This window comes from Brevibacillus sp. RS1.1 (assembly GCF_013284365.1).
Classification (GTDB): domain Bacteria; phylum Bacillota; class Bacilli; order Brevibacillales; family Brevibacillaceae; genus Brevibacillus; species Brevibacillus brevis_D.
In genome coordinates this window covers 1037591-1064587 of sequence record NZ_JABSVA010000001.1, presented here as the reverse complement: position 1 = coordinate 1064587, position 26997 = coordinate 1037591, and the positions used below count along the sequence as shown (strand labels likewise).

The following is a 26997-nucleotide window of genomic DNA, read 5'->3' as shown; positions in this document are numbered from 1 at the left end:
GACCAGGCTATGGGGAGTTTTCTTTATAAAAACCTTTCATAGAAACAAGGGGTGCATCATACATGGAAAAGCCTGTTGTGTTTATGTTTTCTGGACAAGGGTCACAGTACTATCAGATGGGGAAAGACCTTTTTGATCAGAATCCGGTCTTTCGCAAATGGATGCTTCGGTTAGATGAAAAGGTACATTCCCTGATCGGGGAGTCTGTCCTTGCCCAGTTATACGATGACACGAAGCGACGAGACGATATATTTGATCGCACCCTTTATACGCATCCCGCTATTTTTATGGTGGAATACGCTCTGGCCCAGGTTCTCATGGAAAGCGGAATAAAGCCCGACTATTGTCTGGGGAGCAGTTTGGGGGAGTTTGTGGCGGCGGCAGTGTCTGAAATCATGCCTGTGGAAGAATTGCTGCAACTCGTGGTTGAACAAGCCACCCTTTACGAAGCGTATTGTCAGAAAGGGAGTATGCTTGCGATTCTCCACAATCCCGATTTGTATGATCAAGAGCCATTCTTGCATCGAAATAGTGAGTTGGTAGCGGTGAATTTTCATTCGCATTTTGTCATTGCTGGGAGCAGTCATCAGCTACAACGCATGGAGGATTATGTCAAAGGTAAGGGGATTATTTGTCAACGACTACCTGTATCATATGCGTTTCACTCCTCTTACATCGATCCGGCTGAACCGCATTATCGGGAGGTATTGAAACAGAAATCATTTGGAATTCCCCAGATTCCCTTTGTATCGGGTGTTCATGGTGAAATCATGAAGGAGCTACCTGCTGACTACTTTTGGCAAGTGGTAAGAAAACCAATGCAGCTTCCAAAAGCTGTCCAAGGGCTGGAGAAGCAGCAAAGCTACATTTATTTGGATTTGGGACCAGCAGGCAATTTGAGTAATTTTACAAAGCGAAATTTGCGGCAAGATTCTCAGTCAGAATGCCATTCCATCATCACGCCTTTTAAAAAGGACGGAGAAAATGTAGAGCGCATCAAGCAGCTTTTCGCAAATAAAAGTTTGAAAACCAATAGAAAGGAAGGCAGAAAAATGACCACATATGTTTTCCCAGGGCAGGGCTCTCAAATAAAAGGAATGGGAGGCTCTCTTTTTGATGAGTTTCCAGAAATAACGGCGAAAGCTGATCAGATATTAGGCTATTCCATCAAAGAACTATGTCTCTATGATCCAGACAAGCAATTAGGGAAAACGCAATTTACCCAGCCTGCTCTATATGTGGTCAATGCGCTTAGTTACCTGAAGAAAGTGAAGGAAACCGGGAAAAAGCCTGACTATGTGGCGGGGCACAGCTTGGGTGAGTACAATGCGCTTTTTGCATCAGGGGTGTTTGATTTTGAGACAGGGCTGCATTTGGTGAAAAAAAGAGGCGAGTTGATGAGTCTGGCCGTCGGTGGAGGAATGGCGGCTGTGATTGGGTTTACTTTGGAGCAAGTGGAACGCGTATTACATGAAAATCATTTGACCAGCATTGATATTGCCAATCACAATTCTCCCTCTCAATTTGTGATTGCAGGTCGGAAAGAAGATATCGAGCGTGCCAACCCTGTTTTTCAGGAAGCGGGCGTAAAAGTATACATACCGCTAAAGGTGAGCGGAGCATTTCATTCCCGTTACATGACTGATGCGAAGATGAGCTTTGAGGACTATTTGAATCAGTTTGCGTTTTCTGATATGACCATTCCGGTGATTTCCAATGTTCACGCGAGACCCTATAAACAGCGCGATGTGAAACGGAATTTGGTTGAACAAATTACACACCCAGTGAAGTGGAATGACACCATTCGATATCTCCTGGCCGTGGGGGAAAACGAAATAGAAGAAGTCGGCCCTGGTACTGTGTTGACCAAGTTAGTTATTACGATCCGAAATGAAGCAGAGCCGCTGATCATAGAAGGGGAAGAAGAGAAAGAAAGCATGGTGCAAGAGGCAAAGCCGGTTGCTATCACCATACAGGCGGTAGAGAGAGCAAGCAGCATGGAGCAGCCAAAAGAGATTACCGCTTTTTCGCTGGGAGATCAGCCATTTAAACAGGACTACAATTTGAAATATCCCTATCTAGCAGGAGCGATGTACAAGGGAATTTCCTCGGAAAAGCTGGTCATTAAAATGGGGAAAGCAGGGATGATGGGCTTTTTCGGGAGCGGTGGCTTACAGCTGGATAGAATCGAGCGAGCCATCCAACAGATTCAACGGGAACTACAGCAAGGCGAGCCGTATGGGATGAATTTGTTGCATCATCCAAGTGACCCGTCCATGGAAGAAAAAACCGTCGAGCTGTATCTGGCTTATCAAGTGAGGGTGATTGAAGCATCTGCGTTTATGGCGATTACCCCTGCGTTGATCATCTATCGGGCCAAGGGATTAAGCCGGGGGATGAACGGGCAAGTGGAGGCAGCAAACAAAATTTTTGCCAAGGTATCACAGCCTGAGGTAGCGGAAGCCTTTTTAAGTCCCGCACCTGAGTACTTGATAGAAAAATTGCTGCAAGAACAAAAGCTTACAAGGGAAGAAGCGAGTCTGTTACGGGAAGTCCCAATGGCGGATGAGTTAACGGTGGAGGCCGATTCAGGCGGAAATACCGATCACGGTGTAGCTTCTGCTTTGATGCCTGCAATGATCAGGCTCCGAGATAACATGATGCACAAGTACGGATACCGTAAGCCGATCAGAATCGGGGCTGCGGGCGGCATTGGAACTCCGGAAGCTGCAGCGGTCGCTTTCATGCTTGGGGCGGATTATATTGTGACAGGTTCGATTAACCAGTGCACAGTGGAGTCGGCGACCAGCGAGTCGGTGAAGGATTCGTTGCAGTTGGCCAATGTTCAAGACACAGAGTACGCTCCAGCAGGTGAAATGTTTGAAATGGGAGCCAAAATTCAAGTGTTGAAAAAAGGCTTATTCTTTCCAGCGAGAGCGAACAAATTGCACGACCTCTATCGTCAATACAACTCGCTTGATGAAATCGATGAGAAAACCAAGCAGCAACTCCAGGAAAAGTATTTTAAACGCAGCTTTGAAGAAGTGTATGAACAGCTGAAAATCACTTGCCCGCCTCAGGAACTGAAAAGAGCGGAACGGACGCCGAAATACAAAATGGCGCTCCTTTTCAAATGGTATTTTAACCGCTGTTTTGACTGGGCCTTGGATGGAGCCGAAAGCTATAAAGTCGATTATCAGATTTACTGCGGTCCTGCGTTAGGCTCTTTTAATCAGTGGGTGAAGGGAACGGCTTTTGAAAACTGGAGAGACCGTCACGTTGATCAAATCGGTGAAATGCTGCTCAAGGAGACAGCCAACCTCTTGAATCAGCGTATCCACGCCTTAACAGGTTCGAGCAAGTAAAGAAGGAATGACTCTCAAATAAGAAAGGAACGGCGAAAATGAATTTGGAACTAGAACTGGTAGAATACCATCCGCAGGGCGTTTCTAACGAAGCGCCTCTTCTTTTTGTGCATGGAGCATGTCATGGAGCATGGTGTTGGGAAAAAAACTTCCTTCCTTATTTTGCGGACAAAGGCTTTTCTTCTTATGCGGTGAGCCTTCGTGGACACGGTGAAAGTGACGGTTTTGACAATCTTCATACTTATACACTACAGGATTATACGGATGATGTTCTTGAAGTGATCGGGCGTCTAAAAAACAAGCCAGTGCTAATCGGGCACTCCATGGGCGGAGGCATCGTGCAAAAGATCTTGCATCAGTACCCAGATATCATCTCGGGTACCGTTCTCGTTGCCTCGATTCCTCCGCATGGCGGGATGCGAGACTTATTCCGATTGATGTTCAAAAACTTTAAAGAAGCTATGCAGCTGTTTACATATAACGAAAAAAGAGATGCCTCACTGCTTGCCAATGTCTTTTTTTCCAAGGAGCTACCGATGGAAAAAAAGGACGAGTGGGTGAAGCTCCTGCAGCCTGAATCATTGAAAGCAAGAACCGAGATGAATGGAAAAATTGTTCCCAAAACCATCAGTGCGAAAGCTCCGATGCTGGTTCTCGGCTCTAAGCAGGATCGGATGATTTCTGAGAAAACAACGCGCCGAATTGGCAAAACATACGGAATCGAGCCCGTTCTGTTCCCAAATATCAGTCATGATATGATGCTTGATCCTGAATGGGAAGCTGTTGCTGGCGAGATTTTGGCTTTTTTAAACGAATCGATATCTGAACGGCGGAGGTAGGGAAAAACATGGAAGGTTCTTATCAAATCGCAAACATTGCAACGAATGTTGAGGTAGAAATAGAACGCTTGAAATCGCAGGTGGAATTGTTTTGGGAGAAAGAGCTGAAGCATTATATCGAGTTTGGTCTGACAGATGGGATGTCGGTCATAGAGCTGGGCTCGGGCCCGGGATTCGTGATGGAAAAGGTCATGCAGGCGTTTCCAAATGGCAGAGTGACGGGATTGGAGATTGATCCTCTTCTCGTTGATTATTCCAGAAACTATTTGACGCAAAAGCATTCGGATCGATTTGAGATCGTCGCGGGATCGATTATGGAAACGGGTTTACCTAGCGATTCCTATGATTTTGCCATTACGCGCCTCGTATTGGAGCATTTACCCGACCCAGTCGGTGCGGTTCGTGAAGTGGCGAGGTTGTTAAAGCCAGGTGGCAGGGCGGTATTTATCGACAATGATTTCGAGATGCACATCATGACCACCCCACATGTACCAGAATTGAGAGAGTTGTATGATGCCTACTGTGCGGCACGCTATGCGGAAGGCGGCAACCCGAAAATCGGTCGTGAACTGCCAACGGTGCTCAAGCAAGGCGGACTTGGAAAAATAGATTTCGAAGTCATTTGCGCTCATAGTGAGCTACTCGGGTACGAAATGTTTCTAAAGTCGGAGGGTGTAGGCATTCCTGTGCAGCTGGTTCGTGACGGTTATTTATCCAGCAAGGCGTTGGGTAAGTTATCTGTAGCATGGCGAAACATGCTGAATACGGACGGACATTCTATTCTCAGACAGCTTTACATGGCTGTTGGTGAGAAATCGGTGTAGAGATCGGGGGGAGTCGAGTATGAAGGTACTTTTTCATTCATTTCATGATGTGGAAACGATAGTGAAAGAAGTAATGACCGACTTAGTAAAAGCTACGACGAATCCCTTGGATTTCGATAAAAGCTTTGTGGAATTAGGTATCAGCTCGGTATTGTCTGTAGAAATGGTAGAGATGATAAATGAAAAGCTAGGAATAGACTTGGGGATTGAGGCCATTTTTGATCACGAGAATACCAAGCTGCTAGCCGCGCACATTTTCGAAATATATCAGCCAGCAAGCCGTACCCAGTCCGATAACGGTTTATCAACGATTGCGGGCAAGATAAGTACAATCATGGCTCAGCAATTGGATGCACCTGTGGAAACCTTGAATTTTGATAAAAGCTTCATTGAGCTCGGCATCCATTCTGTATTGGCGGTCGAATTAATAGAAGCGATCAATGCTGACTTGGGGATTCATCTTGGCGTAGAAGTTATTTTTGATTATCCAGAGGTGGGAGAGCTGGCGGAATATATCTCTCTGCAATTTGCAACGGAGATAGCAGCAGACGACAGCCAAATCCCGCCAACTGTTTTCGAAAACGAAATTCGCCACTCTGATATTGCGATCATCGGTATAGCAGGCAGATTTGCTGGCTCGAATTCAGTGGAAGAGTTTTGGGAGCATATAGCATCTGGCGACAGTTGTATCGAGGAAATAACACGCAGCGGTTGGGAAGCGGATCAATATTACGGTGGGCTTCTCAAGGACATTAATCAATTCGATGCATCCTTTTTCAACATTTCCGCTGATGAAGCAAAAAGTATGGATCCCCAACAACGGTTATTCCTGCAAGAATCCTATAAAGCATTTGAAGATAGCGGATATTCGGTTGACCAGTTAGCGGGGAGAAAAGTAGGTGTGTTTGTTGGAGGGCGTCGTTCAGACTACCAAGAGAAATCCATGTTGGCCGAAGGTGTCTCTTCACAAACGATGCTAGGCAATGAAATGTCGATGCTAGGAGCAAGACTCTCCTATTTTTTAAATCTCAAGGGACCCAGTCTTGCTGTAGATACAGCTTGTTCTTCTGCTTTGGTAGCCATTCATTTGGCTTGTGACAGTCTTCGCAGGGGAGAAACCGAAATGGCCCTTGCAGGCGGCGTCGCGATTCACAGCTCCCCTGAATTTTTTGTGATGTCCTCGAAAATGGGGGTGGTCTCACCAGATGGAACATGCAACACCTTTGACAATGATGCAAATGGCATGGTGTTTGGAGAAGGCGTTGGGGCCGTCGTACTGAAACCAGTTGCGAAAGCAGTGGAAGACGGCGACCATATTTATGCAATCATCAAGGGCTCAACGGTGAATCAGACAGGAAAGTCAAACGGGATTACCGCACCGAGCATGCTTGCCCAAAAAGAATTGATTGTGGATGCCTATGAAAATGCAGGGGTTGATCCAGAGACGATCAGTTATATCGAAACGCATGGGACAGGCACGCAGCTGGGTGACCCTATTGAAGTGAAGGCATTGATTGAAGCGTTTCGTTCGTATACGGATAAAGTACAATTTTGCGCGATTGGCTCACATAAGCCCAACATCGGTCATACCACGATGACATCGGGACTGGCGAGTTTGTTTAAAGTAGTCATGGCGATGAAATATAAGAAGATCGCTCCGACGATCAGCGTCAAGGAAGTCAATAAGCATATCAAATTGACCGGGAGTCCTTTTTTCATCAATACGGAGCTCATGGAGTGGAATACGAGTGATGCCACTCCGCGAAGAGCAGGTGTGAGCGCTTTAGGATCGAACGGAACCAATTGTCATCTGATTTTGGAAGAAGCGCCGACGCTACAACCGCAATCAGGCTATCAGCAAGCAGGAGCCTATTACTTGTTCCCGTTTTCAGCCAAGAGCCAGTCAGCTCTCACGCAAAAACTGGATGAAATGTCCCAATGGTTAGCAAAAGAAGCGGGACGTTTTCACCAACAAGATATTTCTTATACCTTGTTCACAGGGAGAAGTCATTTTTCGCATCGTTGCATGTTTATTGCCAAGGACGTAGATGAATTACGGCAAAAAATCGCGAAAGTAATGGAAACGGGAGCAGCTGCTGACTATTTTGTCCAGGATGAAATAGACGTACGGCTAGAAAAGAGCTTGAAAGAGTTCGGAGAAAAATTAATGGCAGAAGTAGCAGAGAAACTTGCGCTATCCAACCAGGCAAGAAAAGAGAAGCTGGCCACGCTTGCCGATTTATTTGTAAAAGGATACAAGCTGGATTGGAGTTCCTTCTATAAAAACGGCAGATACAAGCGGGTTCCTCTGCCCGCCTATCCATTTAGAGGGGAGCGCTATTGGTTACCCAAAACCGAGCGACAGGATCGCTTGCCCAATACCCATCCAGAATTGTGGAAGGAGATGGACGAGCTTATCGCCAAGCTGTTATGGGCGCAAATGCAGTCCATCGGTTGGTTTACTGACAAGAGTGTGAATGTCGCTGACCTCAAGGCAAAAACAAGCTTCCCTCAGCGTTATGAAAAATGGTTGGAAGAAAGTATGGCGATGTTAGCCCGTCACGGCTATCTCGATGGCTATGATGGAGAACAATGCCTGGTGGTCGATCCGACTTTGATCGAAGTAGAAGCGGTATGGGAAGAATGGGATCGACGTAAGGTGGCATGGCGAGAAGATGCCAATCTGGTAGTGCGGATCAGATTGCTGGAAGCCACGATGAAATCTCTGCCGCTCATTGTAACAGGCAAGAAACTTGCTACAGATGTCATGTTTCCAGGCTCTTCTATGGAATTGGTACAACCTATTTATAAAAATAACCCGGTGGCAGATCACTACAATGAAGTGCTCGCGGAAACAGTCGCAGCCTATGTGGAAGAACGGGTGAAAAAAGATCCTTCTGCAAAAATTCGCATCATAGAGATCGGGGCGGGGACGGGCGGAACGAGCACGTTTGTCTTTGAAAAGCTGAAGCCTTATCAGCCGTTTATGGAAGAATATTGCTATACCGACATCTCCAAAGCATTTTTGATGTTCGCACAAAAGGAATATGGACCGCATGTTCCGTATTTGACCTATCAAATTTTTAATGTGGAAGCGCCTTTTGTGGTGCAAGGAGTTCGAGAGGGCTATTACGATTTGGTGATTGCGGCTAATGTGCTGCATGCCACCAAAGATATTCGCAAAACCTTGCGCCATACCAAAGCTGTTTTACGAGAGAACGGTTTGGTTCTTTTAAATGAGATTAGCAGTAATTCCTTGTTCCTTCATCTGACCTTTGGTCTTTTGGAAGGCTGGTGGCTGTCTGAAGATACAGACGTACGTATTCCTGGTTCTCCTGCCTTAACTCCGGCATGTTGGCAAACGGTACTGGAAAGTGAAGGATTTCACACGATCTCTTTTCCAGCTCGGGAAGCGCATGATCTGGGACAACAGATTGTCATTGGAAAAAGCGATGGCGTCCGTCACCCTGATGTTCGTATCGATTCGACTGTTTCGCCGATCGCACGTGAGACTGTACAGCAGGCAAAAGTAGAAGGAAAAGTCTATTCGCAGCCTGCACCGCAAAACATTCCAAGCCAATCTGTAGTGACCGAGCAGACGGTGACGAATTATGTGAAGGATATGATCATTGAAAAGCTGGGTACCGCATTGGAAGTCGATGTCGATTCGATCGATGTGGAAGAACCTTTCAGAGATTATGGATTGGATTCGATTCTTGGCGTTCGATTGGTGCAAGAGATCAATCAAGCGTTGATGATTGAAATTGAGACGACGATTCTGTTTGATTACAGTTCAGTAAACCAACTTACAGGCTATATTTTGTCTGCGTACAAAGAGGTTATTGCTCAAGCGTTAGGGCAGAAGATCAGTCTATCCGAGCAGAGGGAAGATACCGTCCCTGCTATTCAGACCGAGACATCTGTCCTTTCAGCACCTGTGCTTTCAGAGGAAACAGGGAGTGTGTCAGAAAAAGCTTCGTCCCCCACGGAACCCATTGCGATTATTGGAATGAGTGGTACGTTCGCCTCATCTGGCAACACTGACGACTTATGGGATCACTTGGTGAACGGCTCGGATTTGCTTCGGAAAGTGACTCGCTGGGATTTATCAGCGTACGGCTTGGACGAGGCAGAGGGCTATCAATACGGCGGGCTTGTAGAAAATATTGACTTGTTTGATCCGCTTTTTTTCAATATCTCCGGTTTGGAAGCTGACTATATGGACCCGCAGCAACGCTTCTTTTTGGAGGAATCCTGGAAGGCGTTGGAGGATGCTGGCTATGCGGGTCAAGGTGTGCAAGGAATCCAATGCGGCGTCTACGCGGGATGCGCCAGAGGTGATTACGATCGTCTCGTGGGAGAGAATCCTCCTGCCCAAGCCTTCTGGGGAAATATGGAGTCCATTGTGCCTGCTAGGGTTGCTTATCATCTGAACTTGCAGGGACCTGCTGTCACGATTGATACGGCTTGCTCCAGTTCCTTGGTGGCGATTCATATGGCGTGCCAAGCCTTGCGTACAGGTGAGATCGACATGGCATTGGCAGGTGGTGTCTTCATTCAATCTACGCCGGGCTTTTATTTGTCTGCCAAGCGAGCAGGGATGCTGTCACCGACAGGACGCTGCCACACGTTTGATGAGCGGGCAGATGGTTTTGCGACGGGGGAAGGCGCTGGGGTTGTTGTACTGAAACGTCTCTCGGAAGCGATCGCTTGCGGTGATCATATTTACGGTGTCATTCGAGGCTCGGGAATCAATCAGGATGGAACGACGAATGGGATTACAGCGCCGAGTGCGAAGTCTCAGGAACGCTTGGAACGCAATGTCTACGATACATTCGACATCAATCCTGAGCAAATTACAATGGTCGAGGCACATGGAACAGGGACCAAGCTGGGAGATCCGATTGAGTTTCAAGCACTTACCCGCGCCTTTCGAGCCTATACGGATAAAAAAGAATTTTGTGCGATTGGATCGATCAAGACGAATATTGGTCATACCCAGATCGCAGCAGGTGTTGCAGGGGTCATCAAAATCCTTTTGTCATTGAAGCACAAAAAAATCGCGCCATCCCTGCATTTTGAAGAGGGGAATGCCAACATTAAGTTTGCAGACAGCCCTTTTTATGTCAATACAAGCCTGCAGGAATGGTCAGTCGAGCCGCAAGCCAAACGGTGTGCTGCGATCAGTTCCTTCGGAGCCAGCGGTACGAATGCGCATATGGTAATCGAAGAGGCGCCGCAGGTAGAGCGGAATCATGCAAAAAAACCGGGCTATTTGCTTGTGCTGACGGCGCGTACTTTTGAACAGTTGCGTCAGCAGGTCGCCCAATTGCTTTCGTTTTGTGAAAAAGCACCGGAGACGGATTGTGGAAATATCAGCTATACGCTGTTAGTAGGCAGAAAGCATTTCCATCACCGCTTCTCTTGCCTTGTTCAAAATACAGCCGAGCTTGTCCAGCTTTTGAAAAAGTGGCTGGAAACAGGAAAAGCATCACAGGCTTTTGTTTCCGAGTTACATGAAAAAGATCATCGTGAACAAATCGCATTGAAACGTTATGGAAATCAAAGCATCGAGAATCTACATGTGACGAGTCAGGCGAGCGAATATTTGGAGCAGCTATCTGTGGTCGCGGAATTGTTTGTGCAGGGATATGGATTAGACTATGACAAGCTGTTTGCGAACGATCAGTATTCGCGTATTCCACTTCCCACGTATCCTTTTGCCAAGGAACGACATTGGGTACAGGAGAGTGAAGCAAAAGCATTTGCTGTAAGGGGAGCGGCAACTGCCATCTCAGCGTCCGTGATCCATCCCATGCTGCACCAGAACACGTCTACTTTCTCCGAGCAACGGTTTAGCTCTACCTTCACAGGAGAAGAGTTTTTCTTGGCGGATCACGTAGTCAAAGGGCAGCGGGTATTACCGGGAGTTGCCTATCTGGAGATGGCAAGAAGCGCGATGGAGCACGCTGTAGGAGAAGACGTCTACGGGAATACGTCGATGAAGCTACAGAATGTCATATGGGCTCGTCCGATCGTTGTAGGCGATCAGCCTGTTCGAGTACATACGTGCCTCGTACTTGACGAAGATGGTGGAGTATCCTACCAAATTTATAGCGAGGCAGAGGGCAGTGATGCCGAGAGCGTGGTACACAGTCAAGGTAATGCTGTGCTTACTCCTCGCTCGGAGTTGCACATGCTTGATTTACCCGTTTTGCAGGAGCAGTGCAGCGAGCAGGTGATTTCATCCGAGGAATTCTATGAGTTCTTCAGTGCGATTCAAATTGATTATGGATCCGGACATAAAGGAATAGACAAGGTATATGTCGGGCCTGGACAAGTCTTGGCAAAGCTGATTTTACCGTTATCGGTCACCGGGTCAGTGGATCAGTTTGTCTTGCATCCAAGCTTGATGGATTCAGCTTTGCAGGCATCTGTGGAGTTGACACTTTCTTCTCGTCACGTGATGTCGTCTGACAGTTTGACAAAACGCAAGCCAGTGATGCCTTTTGCCCTGGAGGAAATGGAAATCATCCGCCCGTGCACCTCTGAAATGTGGGCATACGTGCGCTACAGCGACGGTAGCAAAGCAGGAGATCAGGTAGAAAAATACGATATCGACCTATGTGACGACACAGGAACAATTTGTGTACGGATGAAGGGATTCACATCTCGGGTATTGGAAAGAGAGATCCAAACAGATCGTACAGCAGCAAAAGGGGCAGTTGAGACCGCAAGCGAATCGCTGATTGGAACCATGCTGCTGAGTCCTGTTTGGGAAGAGGTTGTAGTCGCTCATGGTTCGGAAACGCCACTTGCAAGCGATCGTATTCTGATTGTTTGTGCAGATGACGAGAACCGAAACCTTGTTCAACAACGCTATCCGCAGGCAGCTGTTATGGAGATTACGCCTGCAGAAAGTATAGATGAACTAGCAGTGAAGCTGGAGCAGATTGGTTCGATTGATCATATCATCTGGATGGCGCCATGGATTGATTTGGAATACCTCGCAGAAGAGGCACTGATCATCGAGCAGGAGCGCGGTGTATTTCATGTATTTCGCTTGCTAAAAGCCCTGCTCAAGCTGGGCTACGATACCAAGGAGCTAGGATGGAGTCTCGTAACCTTCCAGACTCAACCGATTCATTCGAACGATGTGGTGAACCCTATTCATGCCAGTCTTTACGGTTTAGTTGGTTCGATGGCAAAAGAATACACGAACTGGCGTATCCGACTGGTTGATCTGGAAGCTGGTCGTGCTTGGCCTATAGAGGATGTTTTCACACTTCCGCCAGATGCTGAGGGGAATGCAACGGTTTATCGCGGAGGGAAATGGTATCGTCAGGAATTAATTCCATTGCGTCAAATGCAAAGGGAACAGGCTTCCTACAGGCAGGGGGGAGTCTATGTGGTGATCGGAGGCGCTGGCGGTATTGGCGAAGTCTGGAGCGAGTACATGATCAGCACCTATCAAGCGCAAATCATCTGGATTGGACGCCGGGAAAAAAATGCAGAGATCCAAGCCAAAGTGGATCGACTTGCAAAGCTCGGACCTGCTCCTGTCTATATCGCGGCGGATGCGACGAATCGCAAGTCCTTGTACTTTGCGTATGAAGGAATCAAAAGACGATATAAACAAGTGAATGGAGTCATTCATTCCGCAATTGTTCTGCTCGATAAAAGTCTCGCAAATATGGACGAAGAGCGCTTCCGTGCGGGGCTTTCGGCAAAGGTAGATGTAAGTGTGCGGATTACTCAAGTATTTGATCGGGAGCCGTTGGATTTTGTCATGTTCTTTTCATCGATCAATTCATTTACCAAGTCGCCTGGACAAAGCAATTATGCGTCAGGTTGTACGTTTAAGGATATATTCGCGCACCAGCTATCGTTGCATAGCCTCAGTGCAGTGAAGGTGATGAATTGGGGATACTGGGCGAACGTAGGCATTGTTGCCACCAAGGATTATCAGGAGAGAATGGCACAGGCAGGATTAGGCTCCATTGAACCTCATGAAGCGATGGCGGCTTTGGAAAACCTGCTTGCAGGACCGATCAATCAAGTCGCGTTGGTGAAAACAACGAAATCACAGGCCTTGGTTAAAGTAAATCCGGATAAATCCATTTACATCTATCCTGAAAAGCTAGTATCCCACATCGAACGTGTAAAGAATGAGATGCCCAAATTAGAGTTTTCGTCTCAACGCAGACAATCTGAAATGGAGGCTTATAAATGAATACAATGGATAAGCTTCTCAGTGAACTACTCTATGGTCAATTACAGTCAATCGGGCTGTTCACGGTAAAAAACCAGACGATAGGAGAACTCAAAGCCAAATTGCATGACAGGTACGGCAAATGGCTGGAGGAAAGCATAGCCGTTCTCGTACAAAACCAGTATCTTGCGTACGATGGAGAGTCACTCATCGCAAACGATACTACCCCTATCAATCTCGAAACCGCATGGGAAAAATGGGAGGAAGAAAAAACAGCATGGCTGAACGATCCGAATAGTAAAGCGCAGGTGATTCTGGTAGAGGCAACCATGCGCGTACTGCCAGATATTTTGTTAGGAAAGATTCCAGCTACAGAGATCATGTTCCCGAATTCCTCGATGGAACTGGTGGAAGGGATTTATAAACACAATGAGGTTGCGGACTACTTTAACAAAGTGCTCGCCAATACGATTGTTACCTATGTGAAGCAGCGTACGGAGCAAGATCCTTTTGCTCGGATTCGCATTTTGGAAATCGGGGCAGGTACAGGTGGAACGAGTGCGATCGTACTGCCAAGGCTAAAGCCCTTTCAGAAGCATATCGAGGAATATTGTTATACCGATCTTTCGCAAGCCTTTTTGCTTCACGCCGAAAAAGAATATGGAGCCGAAAATCCATATCTCACGTATCGGATTTTTAACGTGGAAAAGCCTGTTGAGGAGCAGGGGATCGCTGCGGACACCTATGATCTCGTGATTGCCACAAATGTACTGCATGCGACAAAAAATATTAGCCAAACCTTGCTCCACGCCAAAACAACGTTACAGAAAAATGGCTTGCTGATTCTGAATGAATTAACGAGCAATACCTTGTTTGCTCACTTGACGTTTGGCTTGCTGGATGGCTGGTGGCGCTATGATGATCCAGAATGGCGGATTCCTGGCTGCCCCCTGTTAACGGTGGAAACATGGCAAAAGGCGTTGAAAAAGGCAGGATACCAATCTGTTTTCTTGCCAGCAGAAGACCAGCTGGATTTATGCCAACAAATTATTGTGGCAGAAAGCGATGGGGTGATTCGTCGCAACAGCCAACCGAGGCAATCGGCGGTAACAGTTGCGTATTCGCCTGCAAAAAAGCAAGCCTCAAAGCTGAAGGCGATGCCACTCCAAAAACAAGTGCCTGTACGCACGACACCAGCGAAAAAGTCAGGCAGAGTCACGGAGGAATTACTTCGCGAAAAAAGCACGGCTTACATCAAAACGTTAATGGGTGAAACGCTCAGAATTCCGACCCACCAGATAAAATCATCTGCGCCATTCGAGCAATATGGGATTGATTCGATTCTGGTTGTGCAATTGACCAATTCGCTTCGCAAAGATTTTGCGAATATGAGCAGTACGATTTTTTTCGAGTATCAAACGATTGATGCCTTGGTAGAGTATCTCATCGAGACGCAAAAGGAAGCTTTGCTCAAGGTAATAGGAGTAGAAGCACAAGAAGCAGTTGAGGAAGCATTGCCCGTCGCTGCTTCAACGGCGTACACCGATCTTCCCGTGAGAAGCACGAGACGCTTTTTATCCGTTCGGGAACAAGAAAGAAAGGAATCCATTTCGCCTTCATCGGTGGTGCGGGATGTGGCGATCATCGGTCTTTCCGGGCGTTATCCGCAGGCGAAAAATGTGGATGAATTCTGGAATCGTTTAAAAGAGGGGAAAAACTGCATTTCTGAAATCCCTAAGGATCGCTGGGATTGGCAGAGCTATTTTGACGAAGAAAAAGGGAAAAAGGAATCGATGTATACAAAATGGGGTGGATTTATCGATGATATGGATAAATTCGATCCCTTATTTTTTCAAATCTCTCCAAAAGAAGCCGAGGAGATGGACCCGCAAGAACGGTTATTTTTACAAGAAGCCTATGCGAGTATTGAGGATGCTGGATATACGCCTACAACTCTGTGTGAAAGCAGAAAAGTAGGCGTTTTTGTCGGCGTGATGAATGGCAATTACCCAACGGGAGCCACTTATTGGTCGATCGCGAATCGCCTCTCTTATCTATTAAACTTTCAAGGTCCGAGCGTGGCGGTAGATACGGCTTGCTCCGCTTCTCTCACCGCGATTCATTTCGCCTTGGAAAGCTTGTACAGCGGCACAAGCGAGTGTGCAATCGCAGGGGGAGTCAATCTCATTGTCGATCCCGTCCACTACATGAAATTGTCAGCTTTGACGATGCTCTCTCCTTCGAATCAATGCAAGTCCTTCGGCGATCAAGCAGACGGCTTTGTGGATGGAGAGGGTGTGGGCGCAATCGTCTTGAAGCCTTTGGATAAGGCGATAGCCGATGGTGACCATATTTACGGAGTCATCAAAGGAAGCATGATGAATGCCGGTGGGAAAACGAATGGCTATACCGTCCCGAATCCGCAGGCGCAGGCGCAGTTAGTAGCGGATGCCCTACAGCGTGCCAAGGTACATGCAAGAACGGTCAGTTATCTGGAAGCACATGGAACAGGAACGGAGCTAGGAGACCCGATCGAGGTTGCTGGACTTACTCGCGCCTTTGAAAAAGACACCCAGGACAAGCAGTTCTGTGCATTGGGATCAGCGAAGTCGAATATTGGACATTGTGAAAGTGCGGCAGGGATTGCTGGCGTTACGAAAATATTATTGCAGCTGAAGCACGCGCAATTGGTGCCCTCCTTACATTCCAACACGCTCAATCCCAATATTGACTTCACCAAGACGCCGTTTGTGGTTCAGCAAGAGTTGGCAGAATGGAGACGACCGATTGTAGAGATCAATGGCACAACCAATGAATATCCACGAATTGCAGGGATTTCCTCGTTTGGTGCAGGGGGAAGCAATGCCCATGTGATTATTGAAGAATATATTCCGGAAGAGCAAAAGCAATCCAGTTTGAAAATCACACCTCAGAACCCGGCTATTTTTGTTTTGTCAGCAAAGAATGCGGAGAGGTTGTATGAAAAAGCACAGCAGTTGCTAGCTTTTATCCAGGAACACTCCTTATCTGATGCGAACTTAGCAGACATGGCGTACACGCTTCAGGTAGGACGAGTAGCTATGGATGAGCGTCTTGCTGTCCTTGCTGGCTCTATGACGGAGTTGCAACAAAAACTAACAGCCTATGTAGAAGGGCAAGAGCACATTGCTGATTTGTATCGTGGTCAGGTAAACCGAAATCAGGAAATGCTGGATATTTTGACGTCCGATGATGAATTAGAAGAAACGATTGCGAGATGGATGGAACGCGGAAAGTACAGCAAGCTTCTCGACCTGTGGGTGAAGGGCTTATCTATCGATTGGAACAAGCTTTACCAGGAAGAGCAACCGGGTCGTATCAGTTTACCGACGTATCCTTTTGCCAAGGAATCCTATTGGACCCACGCCAGGTCTGTTAGCAGCAGCACAGGTGTGGGTGCGATTCATCCTTTCTTACACCAAAATACATCCGATTTCATGGAGCAGCGGTTTAGCTCCATGTTTACGGGCCAGGAGTTTTTCCTGAGTGACCATGTCATTAAGGGGCAACGTGTCTTGCCGAGTGCGGCTTATCTGGAGATGGCACGGGCAGCGATCCAGCAGGCGACGGGAGGGCTTGATTCGGAGCGAGAACTAGAAGGACTCCGTTTCAAAAATGTGGTCTGGGCGCAACCTTTGGCTGTTGGGCCAGAGCCCGTTCAGGCACATATCGAACTCTATCCTGAGGCGAATGGTGAGATTGCTTTTGAAATTTACAGCGATAGCAAGCAAGACCGAGAACAAACGACGGAGATTGTACACAGTCAAGGAAGTGCCGTGTTGTGTTCCATTCCAGATATTCCATCATTCGATCTCTCCGTATTGCAGGAACAGTGTAGCCTAAGCACACTCAGCGCGGAACAATGCTATGACGCTTTCAAAAAGATGGGAGTCGACTATGGGCCTGCACATCGTGGGATCGAGCAGATTTTGATTGGTCAGGAGCAGGTGCTCGCGAAGCTGTCGCTGCCTTCTTCCGTGCTGAAGACCCAAGGCCAATTTGGTCTGCATCCGAGTTTGCTCGACGCAGCTCTACAGGCGTCACTTGGCTTGATGATGGCAACCAGTGATTTTTCGCTGATCCTTCCCTTTGCTCTTGAAGAAATGGTGATCGTAGGTGCTTGCTCCTCTTCCATGTGGGCACTCATTCGCTACAGGGAAGGCAGTAAGGCTGGAGACAGAGTGGAGAAGTTTGATATCGATTTGTGTGACGAGAACGGGAATGTCCAGGTGCGGATGAAGGGCTTTTCTACGCGCAAGATTGCAAATGTATCTGTTAGATCAGAAGTAGAAGCGCCAAAAGCTTCCGTTCCTCTCGAAGAGGAGAAGGCAATAGATTCCACCTCACTGATGGAACAGGCAACCCCTTATTTTAAAAAGCTGCTTTCCTCCGTGATCAAATTGCCAGCCAATAAAATGGAAGCAGACGCCTCGTTAGAAAAGTACGGTGTCGATTCCATTGTGGCTATGCAGATGACCAAGGAGCTGGAAAAGCAATTTGGTTTGTTACCAAAAACGTTATTTTTTGAATACCAAACGATAAAAGAATTAACCGGGTATTTTCTTGAAAACTACCGTGAAAATCTGATGCACATCCTGGGGATGAGGGAAAATGCGGAAGCCTCCCTCACGCAAGAACCAGAAGCACCGATGGTGGACGAGAGGAGAGCACAGACAGAGCGCAGGAGCAAAAAACGCAAGTCTCAACGATTCGCGTCCCTGCGTATGGAAACCCAGCGAGCAAAAGGGGCGTTGGACATTGCCATTATTGGGTTGTCTGGACGTTATCCGCAAGCATGGAATATCCGCGATTTTTGGAAAAATCTGTGTGATGGCAAGGATTGTATTACCGAAATCCCAAAAGACCGTTGGGATCACAGTCTGTACTTTGATGAAGCAAAGGACAATCTCGGAAAATCGTATTCCAAATGGGGCGGCTTCATAGATGGTGTTGATCAATTTGATCCGCTGTTCTTCCATATTTCCCCACGGGAAGCGGAGCTGATGGACCCGCAGGAGCGGTTATTTTTACAGTGTGTCTATGAAACGATAGAGGATGCAGGGTATACGCGCGAAACGCTGGGCAAGCACGAAGGCCTGGGAGGCAATGTAGGTGTTTACGTAGGCGTTATGTACGAGGAATATCAGCTCTATGCGTCCGCTGAACAGGCGTTGGGCAGAGCGCTTGCGATTGCGGGGAGTCCAGCTTCTATCGCGAATCGCGTCTCCTATTTTTGCAATTTCCACGGTCCGAGCATGGCGGTCGATACGATGTGTTCGTCTTCGTTGACGGGTATTCATTTAGCGTGTCACAGCTTACAGCGCGGCGAATGTGAGGTTGCGATTGCAGGTGGTGTGAATGTTTCTATTCATCCAAATAAATATTTGTATTTGTCGCAGGGGAAGTTTGCCTCCAGCAAAGGACGATGCGAAAGCTTTGGGGAAGGTGGCGACGGCTATGTACCTGGCGAAGGAGTCGGAGCCGTATTGCTTAAACCTCTGGCAAGAGCAATCGCTGATGGAGACCACATCTATGGTGTGATCAAAGGAAGCGCCATTAATCATGGTGGAAAAACAAACGGCTATACGGTTCCCAATCCTCATTCCCAATCAAGGGTGATTCGCCGAGCTTTTGAAGAAGCAGGAGTTCATCCGAGAACGGTCAGCTATATAGAGGCACACGGTACAGGGACTTCCTTGGGGGATCCCATTGAAATTGCCGGATTGACGAAGACCTTTCAGGAATACACGAAGGAGAGTCAGTTCTGCGCGATTGGTTCGGCCAAGTCAAATATCGGGCATGGTGAGAGTGCGGCAGGGATCGCAGGGTTAACCAAAATATTGCTGCAAATGAAATACAAGAGGTTAGTTCCGTCCTTGCATTCCCGCACACTTAATCCAAACATTGATTTTAGCAAGACTCCATTTGTGGTGCAGCAAGAGCTGGCGGAATGGAAGCGACCCGTCATTGAAATCGATGGAGTAACCAGAGAATATGCAAGAATTGCGGGGATATCCTCATTTGGGGCGGGAGGGGCAAATGCTCACTTCGTCATAGAAGAATATATCGAAGCGGAACACCGCCCACCAAGCAGCATCTCGTCAAAAAATCCAGCTGTCATCGTACTGTCAGCGAAGAATAAAGACCGTCTCCGGGAGCAGGTGCAGCGGTTGTTGTCTGCTATTCGGGAGCAAGTGCTGACGGATAACGATCTAGCTGAGATTGCCTACACGCTCCAAGTAGGACGTGAAGCGATGGAAGAGCGGTTTGCTGTGATTGTCAAGACGATCTCCGAGCTTGAAGCAAAGCTAACGTATTATTTGGAAGATGCGGATGATAGACAAGACCTGTTCACAGGTCAGGTGAAGCGGAATAAAGAAACGATGGATGTTTTTGCCGCAGATGAGGATTTACAACAGGCAATCGATACATGGATCACCAAAGGGAAATACGCAAAGATTTTGCAGATGTGGGTACAGGGGTTGATTTTTGACTGGAACAAACTCTACGGGGATACGAAGCCTCGTCGAATCAGCTTACCTGCTTATCCTTTTGCAAGAGAGTGCTATTGGCTGCCAAAGGTGGAGTCACAAGCCAATGGTTTGACCGTAGGGGCGCCGGCTTACCTGCATCCCTTGCTACATCAAAATACGTCTACACTTTCGGAACAACGGCACAGCTCGACGTTTACAGGACAGGAGTTTTTTCTTAGAGATCATGTCGTGAAGGGACAAAAGGTCTTGCCTGGGGTAGCTTATCTGGAGATGGCACGGGTGGCTGTGGATATGGCAGCAGGTGTCCGAACGGATAACCAGTCGGCGATTCAACTGAAAAATATCGTGTGGGCGAAACCAGTTATCGTGGAAGATGCCCCCATCCAAGTACACACGGGACTATACCTGGAAGAGAATGGTGAAATCACTTTTGAAATCTATAGCCACCCAAGAGAAGCCGAGGAGAGTCTAGTAGTACATAGCCAGGGTAGAGCAGTACTACGATCAGCTATGGAGGCGCCAGCGCTCGACCTTTCCGCCATTCAAGCTCAGTGCACAGAGAGCAGTTATAGCTTTAGCCAATGCTACGAAACGTTCCATAGGATAGGACTAGCATACGGTCCATCACACCAAGGGATTGAGAAGCTGTTTGTCGGGCCAGATCAAGTGCTGGCGAAGCTTGTCTTGCCTCCTTCTGTCACGGATACAGCAGAAAAATTTGTCCTTCATCCGAGTATGATGGACGCCGCATTACAGGCATCGCTCGGTTTCATGATGGGCACTTCCGATCTTCAGCCATCCCTGCCTTTTGCCTTGGAGGAATTGAACATTTATAGTACTTCTACAACTGCTGTATGGGCGTTGGTTCGATACAGTTACGGCCATGCAGCTACGCAAAAAGTACAGAAGCTCGACATTGATTTGTGTGATGAGCAAGGCACGATTTGCGTTAGCATGAAGGGATTCACAACGAGGGTGCTCGAAGGTGAAAAAGCTGCTGGGGTTGCAAAAAACAAGGGTACAGGTGAAGCAGGCAAAATCACTAGTACGTTGATGCTGCAGCCTGTTTGGATCGAAAAAGGCATTCCCAAGGAAGCCAAAGCTCCTGAATATGAACAGCATGTGGTGATGCTTTGCGAACCAGGGAAGATTTCTTGGGAAAGCCTTTCATCTCAGATAAACGGTGCGAGAGTCCTCGTGTTGCAATCGGATCAGCAAGGCATGGCGGAAAAGTTCCAAGCGTATGCTGTTCAGGCGTTTGAAGAAATAAAAGCCCTTCTTCAAGCAAAACCAAAGGGGAAATTGCTGATTCAGATTGTAGTCCCTTTCGAAACGGAACAACGACTGTTTGCTGGTTTAGCTGGTCTGTTGAAAACCGCACAGATCGAAAACCCGAAAGTAATCGGACAGTTGATTGAGGTTAATTTAACAGAAGATTCAGTGGAATTAGCAGAGCAGTTGAGAGCAAACAGCCTTTGCCCTACAGACAGCCAGATTCGCTATCAGTTAGGGAAAAGATATATAGCGGGATGGAGTGAGGTTGCTCCCCAGGTTGAAGTCAGTATGCCGTGGAAAGACAACGGGATTTATTTGATCACAGGCGGAGCAGGGGGCTTGGGACTTCTTTTTGCCGAAGAAATGGCGGAGAAAGCCCGTGGCATCACCTTGATTTTGACAGGACGCTCTGCGCTGACTGAGGAGAAGCAAGCACAGCTTCGCAAGCTTGCGGACAACGGAACCGGAACCAGAGTCGAATACCGCCAAGTGGATATCACGCAGAAACAGGCCGTGGAGGAGTTGATCCAAAGTATCCAAGCAGACTTTGGTGATCTTCACGGGATCATTCATGGTGCAGGCGTGACTCGCGACAACTTTATTCTGAAAAAAACCAAAGAAGAAGTACAAGCAGTTCTCGCGCCAAAGGTTGCGGGACTCCTTCATGTAGACGAAGCGACTAAGGGACTGAATCTGGATTTCTTTGTCCTCTTTTCTTCAGCCGCTGGAGGCTTAGGCAATATGGGCCAAGCAGATTATGCGACGGCCAACGCCTTTATGGATAACTACTCTGCTTACCGCAACGAGCAGATCGCGCTAGGTAAACGGCGGGGGCAGACCATCTCCATCAATTGGCCTCTGTGGAAAGAGGGCGGAATGCAGGTAGGCGAAGAGACAGAAAAGAGATTGTGGGACGATCTTGGCATGGTTGCTATGCAGACAGCTTCGGGTATCAACTGCTTGTATCAGGGGTTAGCTTCGGGACAAGATCAGTTGATGGTCATGGAAGGTGATCGTGTACGGATGAAGCAGAGGCTGATGGGAGCAACGGCAACCTCCGTGACCGCAACAGCTTACTCGAACAGCTTGCAAAGTGAGATTCAAGCGTCTTTGCGGAAAATGGTCGCTGATGTGCTCAAGGTGGAGAAAGAGGATATAGATATCTACGCGGAGCTCCATGAGTACGGCTTTGACCAGATTAAGCTGACCGAATTTACAAACAAGCTGAATCAAGCCTATCAGCTTGAGCTTACTCCACCTGTATTGGTAGAGTACCCGACGCTTTTTACTGTCTCGCAATACTTGTTGGAAGCATACCAGGATCGGTTCATACAATCGTTCCACCCAGCAGAGAAGGAACAGCCAATTTCCGGTGGGCAACAAGATGTGCTTCGGGCAAAAGTAAGGGAATATCTGAAAAAAGAAGTTTCTGCTGTTATCAAGCTCCCTGCCTATAAAATCGATGAGGAAGCCCCACTGGAGAAATACGGGATCGACTCGGTTATGGCGATGCAATTGACCAATCAATTGGAAAAAGCGTTCGGTTCGCTGTCGAAAACGTTGTTCTATGAATACCAAAACATCGAGGATTTGACAGGCTATCTTGTAGCTCATCATCGAGACAAGATCATTGAAATCATGGGGGCTGGGAAAACCGCAGAGACAAGTACAGGAGAGAATGTTGCTAATGTACTGCCTCCTACTGACTCCATAACAACCCATCGTCGTCGTTTCTCACGCTTTGTTACGCGAGAGCAGGCAAATAAACAAACAACATCTGACCTAGACATTGCAGTCATCGGTATTTCTGGTCGCTATCCGCAGGCTTCCACAATACAGGAATTTTGGAACAACTTGCGGGACGGCAAGGATTGCATTACAGAAATTCCGCAAGAGCGCTGGGATCACAGCCTGTTTTTTGACGAGGCTCGGAACAGCCAAGGAAAAGCATACAGCAAATGGGGCGGCTTCATAGATGGTGTCGATCAATTTGATCCGCTGTTCTTCCATATTTCTCCGCGGGAAGCGGAAATGATGGACCCTCAAGAACGCCTTTTCCTGGAAACCGTGTGGAATCTGCTTGAAGAGGCAGGACACACGCGAGAGGTATTACAGAGTCAATATGAGAATAAAGTCGGCGTCTATGTAGGGGCGATGTATCAGCCGTATCACGCATTTGATACGGATATGGAAAAGAGCTCGATCATTTCCCTGTCTTCCTACCATTCGATTGCCAACCGAGTCTCTTACTTTTTTAATCTGCAAGGTCCAAGCATGGCGATTGATACAGCATGTTCTTCATCTGCCATTGCCATTTACCATGCCTGCGAAAGTTTGTTAAAAGGTGAAAGCACGCTTGCCATCGCGGGTGGCGTGAATGTTTCGATCCATCCTAAGAAATACCTAGGCTTAAGTCAGGCCCAAATGATTGGAAGCCACGTAGACAGCAGAAGCTTTGGTGATGGAGACGGATATTTGCCAGCAGAAGGCGTAGGCGCTGTACTATTGAAGCCTTTAGCCAAAGCGATGGAAGATGGAGATTACATCTTAGCTGTTATCAAATCCGCCGCGACCAATCATGGCGGACGTACCAATGGATTCTCCGTGCCTAATCCCAACGCACAAGCGCAATTGATAGAAGAAAATTTTGCGAGAGCGGGCATTGATCCACGGACGATCAGTTATGTGGAAGCCGCCGCTAATGGCTCGCTGCTGGGAGATCCAATTGAGTTGAAGGCGTTAACAAATGCTTTTTCGAAGCAGACGGACGATGTTCAATTTTGTGCGATTGGGTCAGTGAAATCGAATATCGGTCACGCCGAAGCAGCTTCTGGTATTTCTCAGCTGACCAAGGTGATTTTGCAGCTACAGCATCAGGAATTGGTTCCCTCTATAAAAGCGGAGCCGCTGAACCCGCATATCCATTTTGCAGAAACGCCTTTTTATCTGCAAAAAGCTCGACAAAAGTGGGAGCGACCCGTGCTGAGAATCAATGGGGAAGAACGAGAGGTTCCGCGCCGAGCGACGATCAGTTCGTTTGGAGCAGGCGGGTCAAATGCTCATTTGATCCTCGAAGAATATATTCCGCCACAGACAGAGATGAAATCCATTTCATCTGCCACCTCACCCCAGATCGTGGTTTTCTCGGCAAAAAATGCTGACCGATTGGGTGCCGTTGCCAAGCAGATGCTTGCATTTGCCCAGCAGCAAGCGTTTTCCTTAGCGGATTTTGCCTATACGCTCCAAGTGAAACGAGAGGCCATGGAATGCAGGCTGGCTATGGTGGTTCAAGATCGAGATGAACTGGTTCATGGATTACAGGCGTATTTGGAAGCGGTCGAACTAGGTAGCGAGCCAACTGCATCGATTCCTATCTATACAGGAGACCTCGAAGAAGACCATGGAGGAGTGAGAAATCTGTTTTCTGGCAAGGTAGGAGATACTGTATTGCAGGTTCTTTTAGCAGAAAACAATCTGGACAAGCTTGCCCTTCATTGGACGCAGGGAGGTAAAATTCCTTGGGAATCCTTGCATTCAGAAGAACGTCGCATGATGTCTCTGCCTACCTATCCTTTTGCCAGAGAACGCTATTGGCTCGGCACTGAAACGGTCACTCCACCTATGGAAAAAGAGACGTTAACGATTGATATCAACCCGGACAGCCCAACAGAAGAAAACATCCAGCGGGATATGGCACAATTTCTCTCACGGGAATTACACCTTTCGGAAGGGCAAATCAAGCCAAACAAATATTTCTTGGACTATGGCATGGATTCGATCATGGTGACCAAGCTGATTCGTCATTTAGAGCAGCGCTGGAACATCAAGATCAGAGGGCGGGAAGTGCTGGAGAACCCGACGATGAAGTCCTTGGCACATCTCCTTGCGATAAAGATAAAAGAGTGCAGTCATAAAGAGATCGCTTCCACGACAGATTTCGAAACAATGTCTCCGGATAGCGGGGAACGGACGGAGAATATCGCAGTCGATATGTTGCAAAAATTCAAAGAAGGCCTGCTAAGCCTGGAAGAGATCGAACAGTTAATCGACAAAGGAGGGATAATATGATGCGACGGGAAATCCTCATGGCTTACAAAGAAGGTAAGCTGTCTGCTGCGGAAGTCCAAGAGAAGCTTCTGGAGCTGGAAAACCCATCGTTTACAAGTCCTCTGTCCGTCGGGCAGCAAGGATTGTGGATGTTGCAAAAAATGTCCCCTACGATGAGTGCGTATAATGTTCCGTTATGCTTTTGCATCCGCCAGAAATGGGACGTAGCCTTATTTAAACAGGCCTGCCTTCATGTCTGGAAACAGCATCCGATTTTACAGCGTTCGATTATGGAAAAGCAGGGTGTTCCGTATCTCATTCAACGTCTAGAGCAATCGCTTGCCATTGAGGAGGACGACATCTCAAGTCTAACGTCCCAAGATGTTTTGCCGTATCTCAGACAAAAAGTAAAAGAGCCCTTTTCATTGGAAAAGGGTTCTTTACTCCGCATTCATCTATTGTCGCGTTCAGAAGAAGAGCATTATGTGCTGTTTACGGTCCATCATATGATCTTTGACGGACATTCCTCCTTGTTAATCCTGCAAGATTTGGTCCAAACCTATATCGAGCTGGTTGAAGGAAAGCAGCCAAAAGTAACACTGAATTCAACGGATTACGCTGACTTCGTAAAATGGGAACAGGACATGATGGCAAGTGCGGAAGGTGGAGAACATCGTTCTTACTGGCTGGAGCAATTGAAAGGGACGTTTCCACAATTGGAGCTTCCTGCCGATCGCCCACGTTCTTCCGCACCAAGCTTTGAGGGGCAGGTTTATACGCACGTATTTTCACGAGATTTGAGTCAGCGGGTGAAGCAGCTCTGCAAGCATCACCGTATGAACCCATCTGTTCTTTTGTTAGGGATATTTAAAGCCTTATTGTATCGCTATACAGGTCAAACGGATGTGATTGTCGGAATGCCGACGATGGGACGTCCAGAAGAGAGATTCGATTCTCTGATTGGTTATTTTGTCAATATGATTCTCATTCGCAGTCAGGTAACGGGGGAAAAGTCTTTCTCCCAGTTCGTTCGGGAATTGCAGCTTACGCTGATCGACGGGATGGATCACGCTGTCTATCCTTTTCCAGCGATGGTTCGCGAGGCAAATATTCCTCGACTTCATGGAAATTCACCCGTATTCGCTATCATCTTTACGTACCAAAATTTTCTGCAATCGCAAAACTTGCAGCGCTTTTATGATGAATGTCAAAACAAGCTTGCCATCGAATTGATTGACGGCGTTCATCAAGAGGGTGAGTATGAATTTGAGTTAGAGGTGTTTGAGCAGGAAGCCGAGTTTGTACTGAATTTGAAATACAATCCGCATGTATTTGATCAAGCGACGATACAACGGATGGCCGCGCATTATCAAAATATCGCAAACGCAGTCATCAAAAATCCTGACATCGCTTTGGATGAGATTCCACTTATTTCTGCGGAAGAACGAAACATGCTGCTCGTTGAGTGGAATGCGACGGAAGAGGCATTCCCGCAGGCGTTATGCATCCATGATTTGTTTGAGAAGCGAGTTCAACAAACGCCAAATGCTGTGGCAGTTGTTTATGAAAAGCAGTCGTTGACCTACCGTGAACTAGATGAGCGGGTTACCAAGCTGGCGATCTTTTTGCAGGCTAAGGGAGTAGGTCCGGAAGCTACAGTAGGAATTTGTGTCGAACGTTCTTTGGAAATGGTCATCGGCATTTTAGGCATTCTGAAAGCTGGCGCAGCCTATGTTCCATTGGACCCAACCTATTCCACAGAGCGGTTGGCGTACATGGTAGAAGACAGCAAGAGCACTATGGTGCTTACCCAGGCTCGCCTTTTGGACAAGGTATCTTCAGCCGCAGGAGAAAGTACGAAATGCATCGTGTTAGACAGGGATTGGGAAGAAGTTGAGCAGA

General features: G+C 47.5%; 6 protein-coding genes (1 of these 6 running past the window's edge). All 6 read left to right on the top strand.

Annotated features, from left to right (window positions below; all coding sequences use genetic code 11):
- Positions 1 to 62 precede the first annotated feature (62 nt).
- Tightly spaced (at most 38 nt apart), the 6 genes in view from fabD to HP570_RS04675 form a layout consistent with a single transcriptional unit that may run on beyond the window.
- Positions 63 to 3365, top strand: coding sequence for an ACP S-malonyltransferase (fabD, locus tag HP570_RS04700; protein WP_173625023.1), 3303 nt, complete (start codon positions 63 to 65; stop codon positions 3363 to 3365).
- 38 nt (positions 3366 to 3403) lie between these two features.
- Positions 3404 to 4204 carry an alpha/beta hydrolase gene (locus HP570_RS04695; protein ID WP_173605526.1) on the top strand — a complete coding sequence of 267 codons (801 nt, stop codon included), beginning with the start codon at positions 3404 to 3406 and terminating at the stop codon, positions 4202 to 4204.
- 8 nt (positions 4205 to 4212) lie between these two features.
- Entirely contained in the window at positions 4213 to 5028 is an 816-nt protein-coding gene (locus tag HP570_RS04690) for a methyltransferase domain-containing protein (RefSeq protein ID WP_142497568.1), read from the top strand.
- A 19-nt stretch (positions 5029 to 5047) separates the two neighbouring features.
- Complete coding sequence (locus tag HP570_RS04685) at positions 5048 to 13261, top strand: SDR family NAD(P)-dependent oxidoreductase (RefSeq protein WP_173625022.1); 8214 nt, start codon at positions 5048 to 5050, stop codon at positions 13259 to 13261.
- Positions 13258 to 25116: an SDR family NAD(P)-dependent oxidoreductase gene (locus HP570_RS04680; RefSeq protein ID WP_173625021.1), complete on the top strand. Its 11859-nt coding sequence runs from the start codon at positions 13258 to 13260 to the stop codon at positions 25114 to 25116. The genes HP570_RS04685 and HP570_RS04680 overlap by 4 nt, the downstream gene beginning before the upstream one ends.
- Positions 25113 to 26997, top strand: partial view of a non-ribosomal peptide synthetase gene (locus HP570_RS04675; protein WP_173625020.1) — the 5' end (the start) only. It continues 19565 nt past the right edge of the window; the window shows 1885 of its 21450 coding nt (coding positions 1–1885); it begins with the start codon at positions 25113 to 25115; the stop codon falls past the right edge of the window. Before HP570_RS04680 ends, HP570_RS04675 begins: the two co-directional genes overlap by 4 nt.

What these genes read in the sequence shown, in the direction of transcription:
- fabD (WP_173625023.1), top strand. Translation starts at nt 63, where the DNA reads ATGGAAAAGCCTGTTGTGTTTATGTTTTCTGGACAAGGGTCACAGTAC.
- HP570_RS04695 (WP_173605526.1), top strand. Translation starts at nt 3,404, where the DNA reads ATGAATTTGGAACTAGAACTGGTAGAATACCATCCGCAGGGCGTTTCT.
- HP570_RS04690 (WP_142497568.1), top strand. Translation starts at nt 4,213, where the DNA reads ATGGAAGGTTCTTATCAAATCGCAAACATTGCAACGAATGTTGAGGTA.
- HP570_RS04685 (WP_173625022.1), top strand. Translation starts at nt 5,048, where the DNA reads ATGAAGGTACTTTTTCATTCATTTCATGATGTGGAAACGATAGTGAAA.
- HP570_RS04680 (WP_173625021.1), top strand. Translation starts at nt 13,258, where the DNA reads ATGAATACAATGGATAAGCTTCTCAGTGAACTACTCTATGGTCAATTA.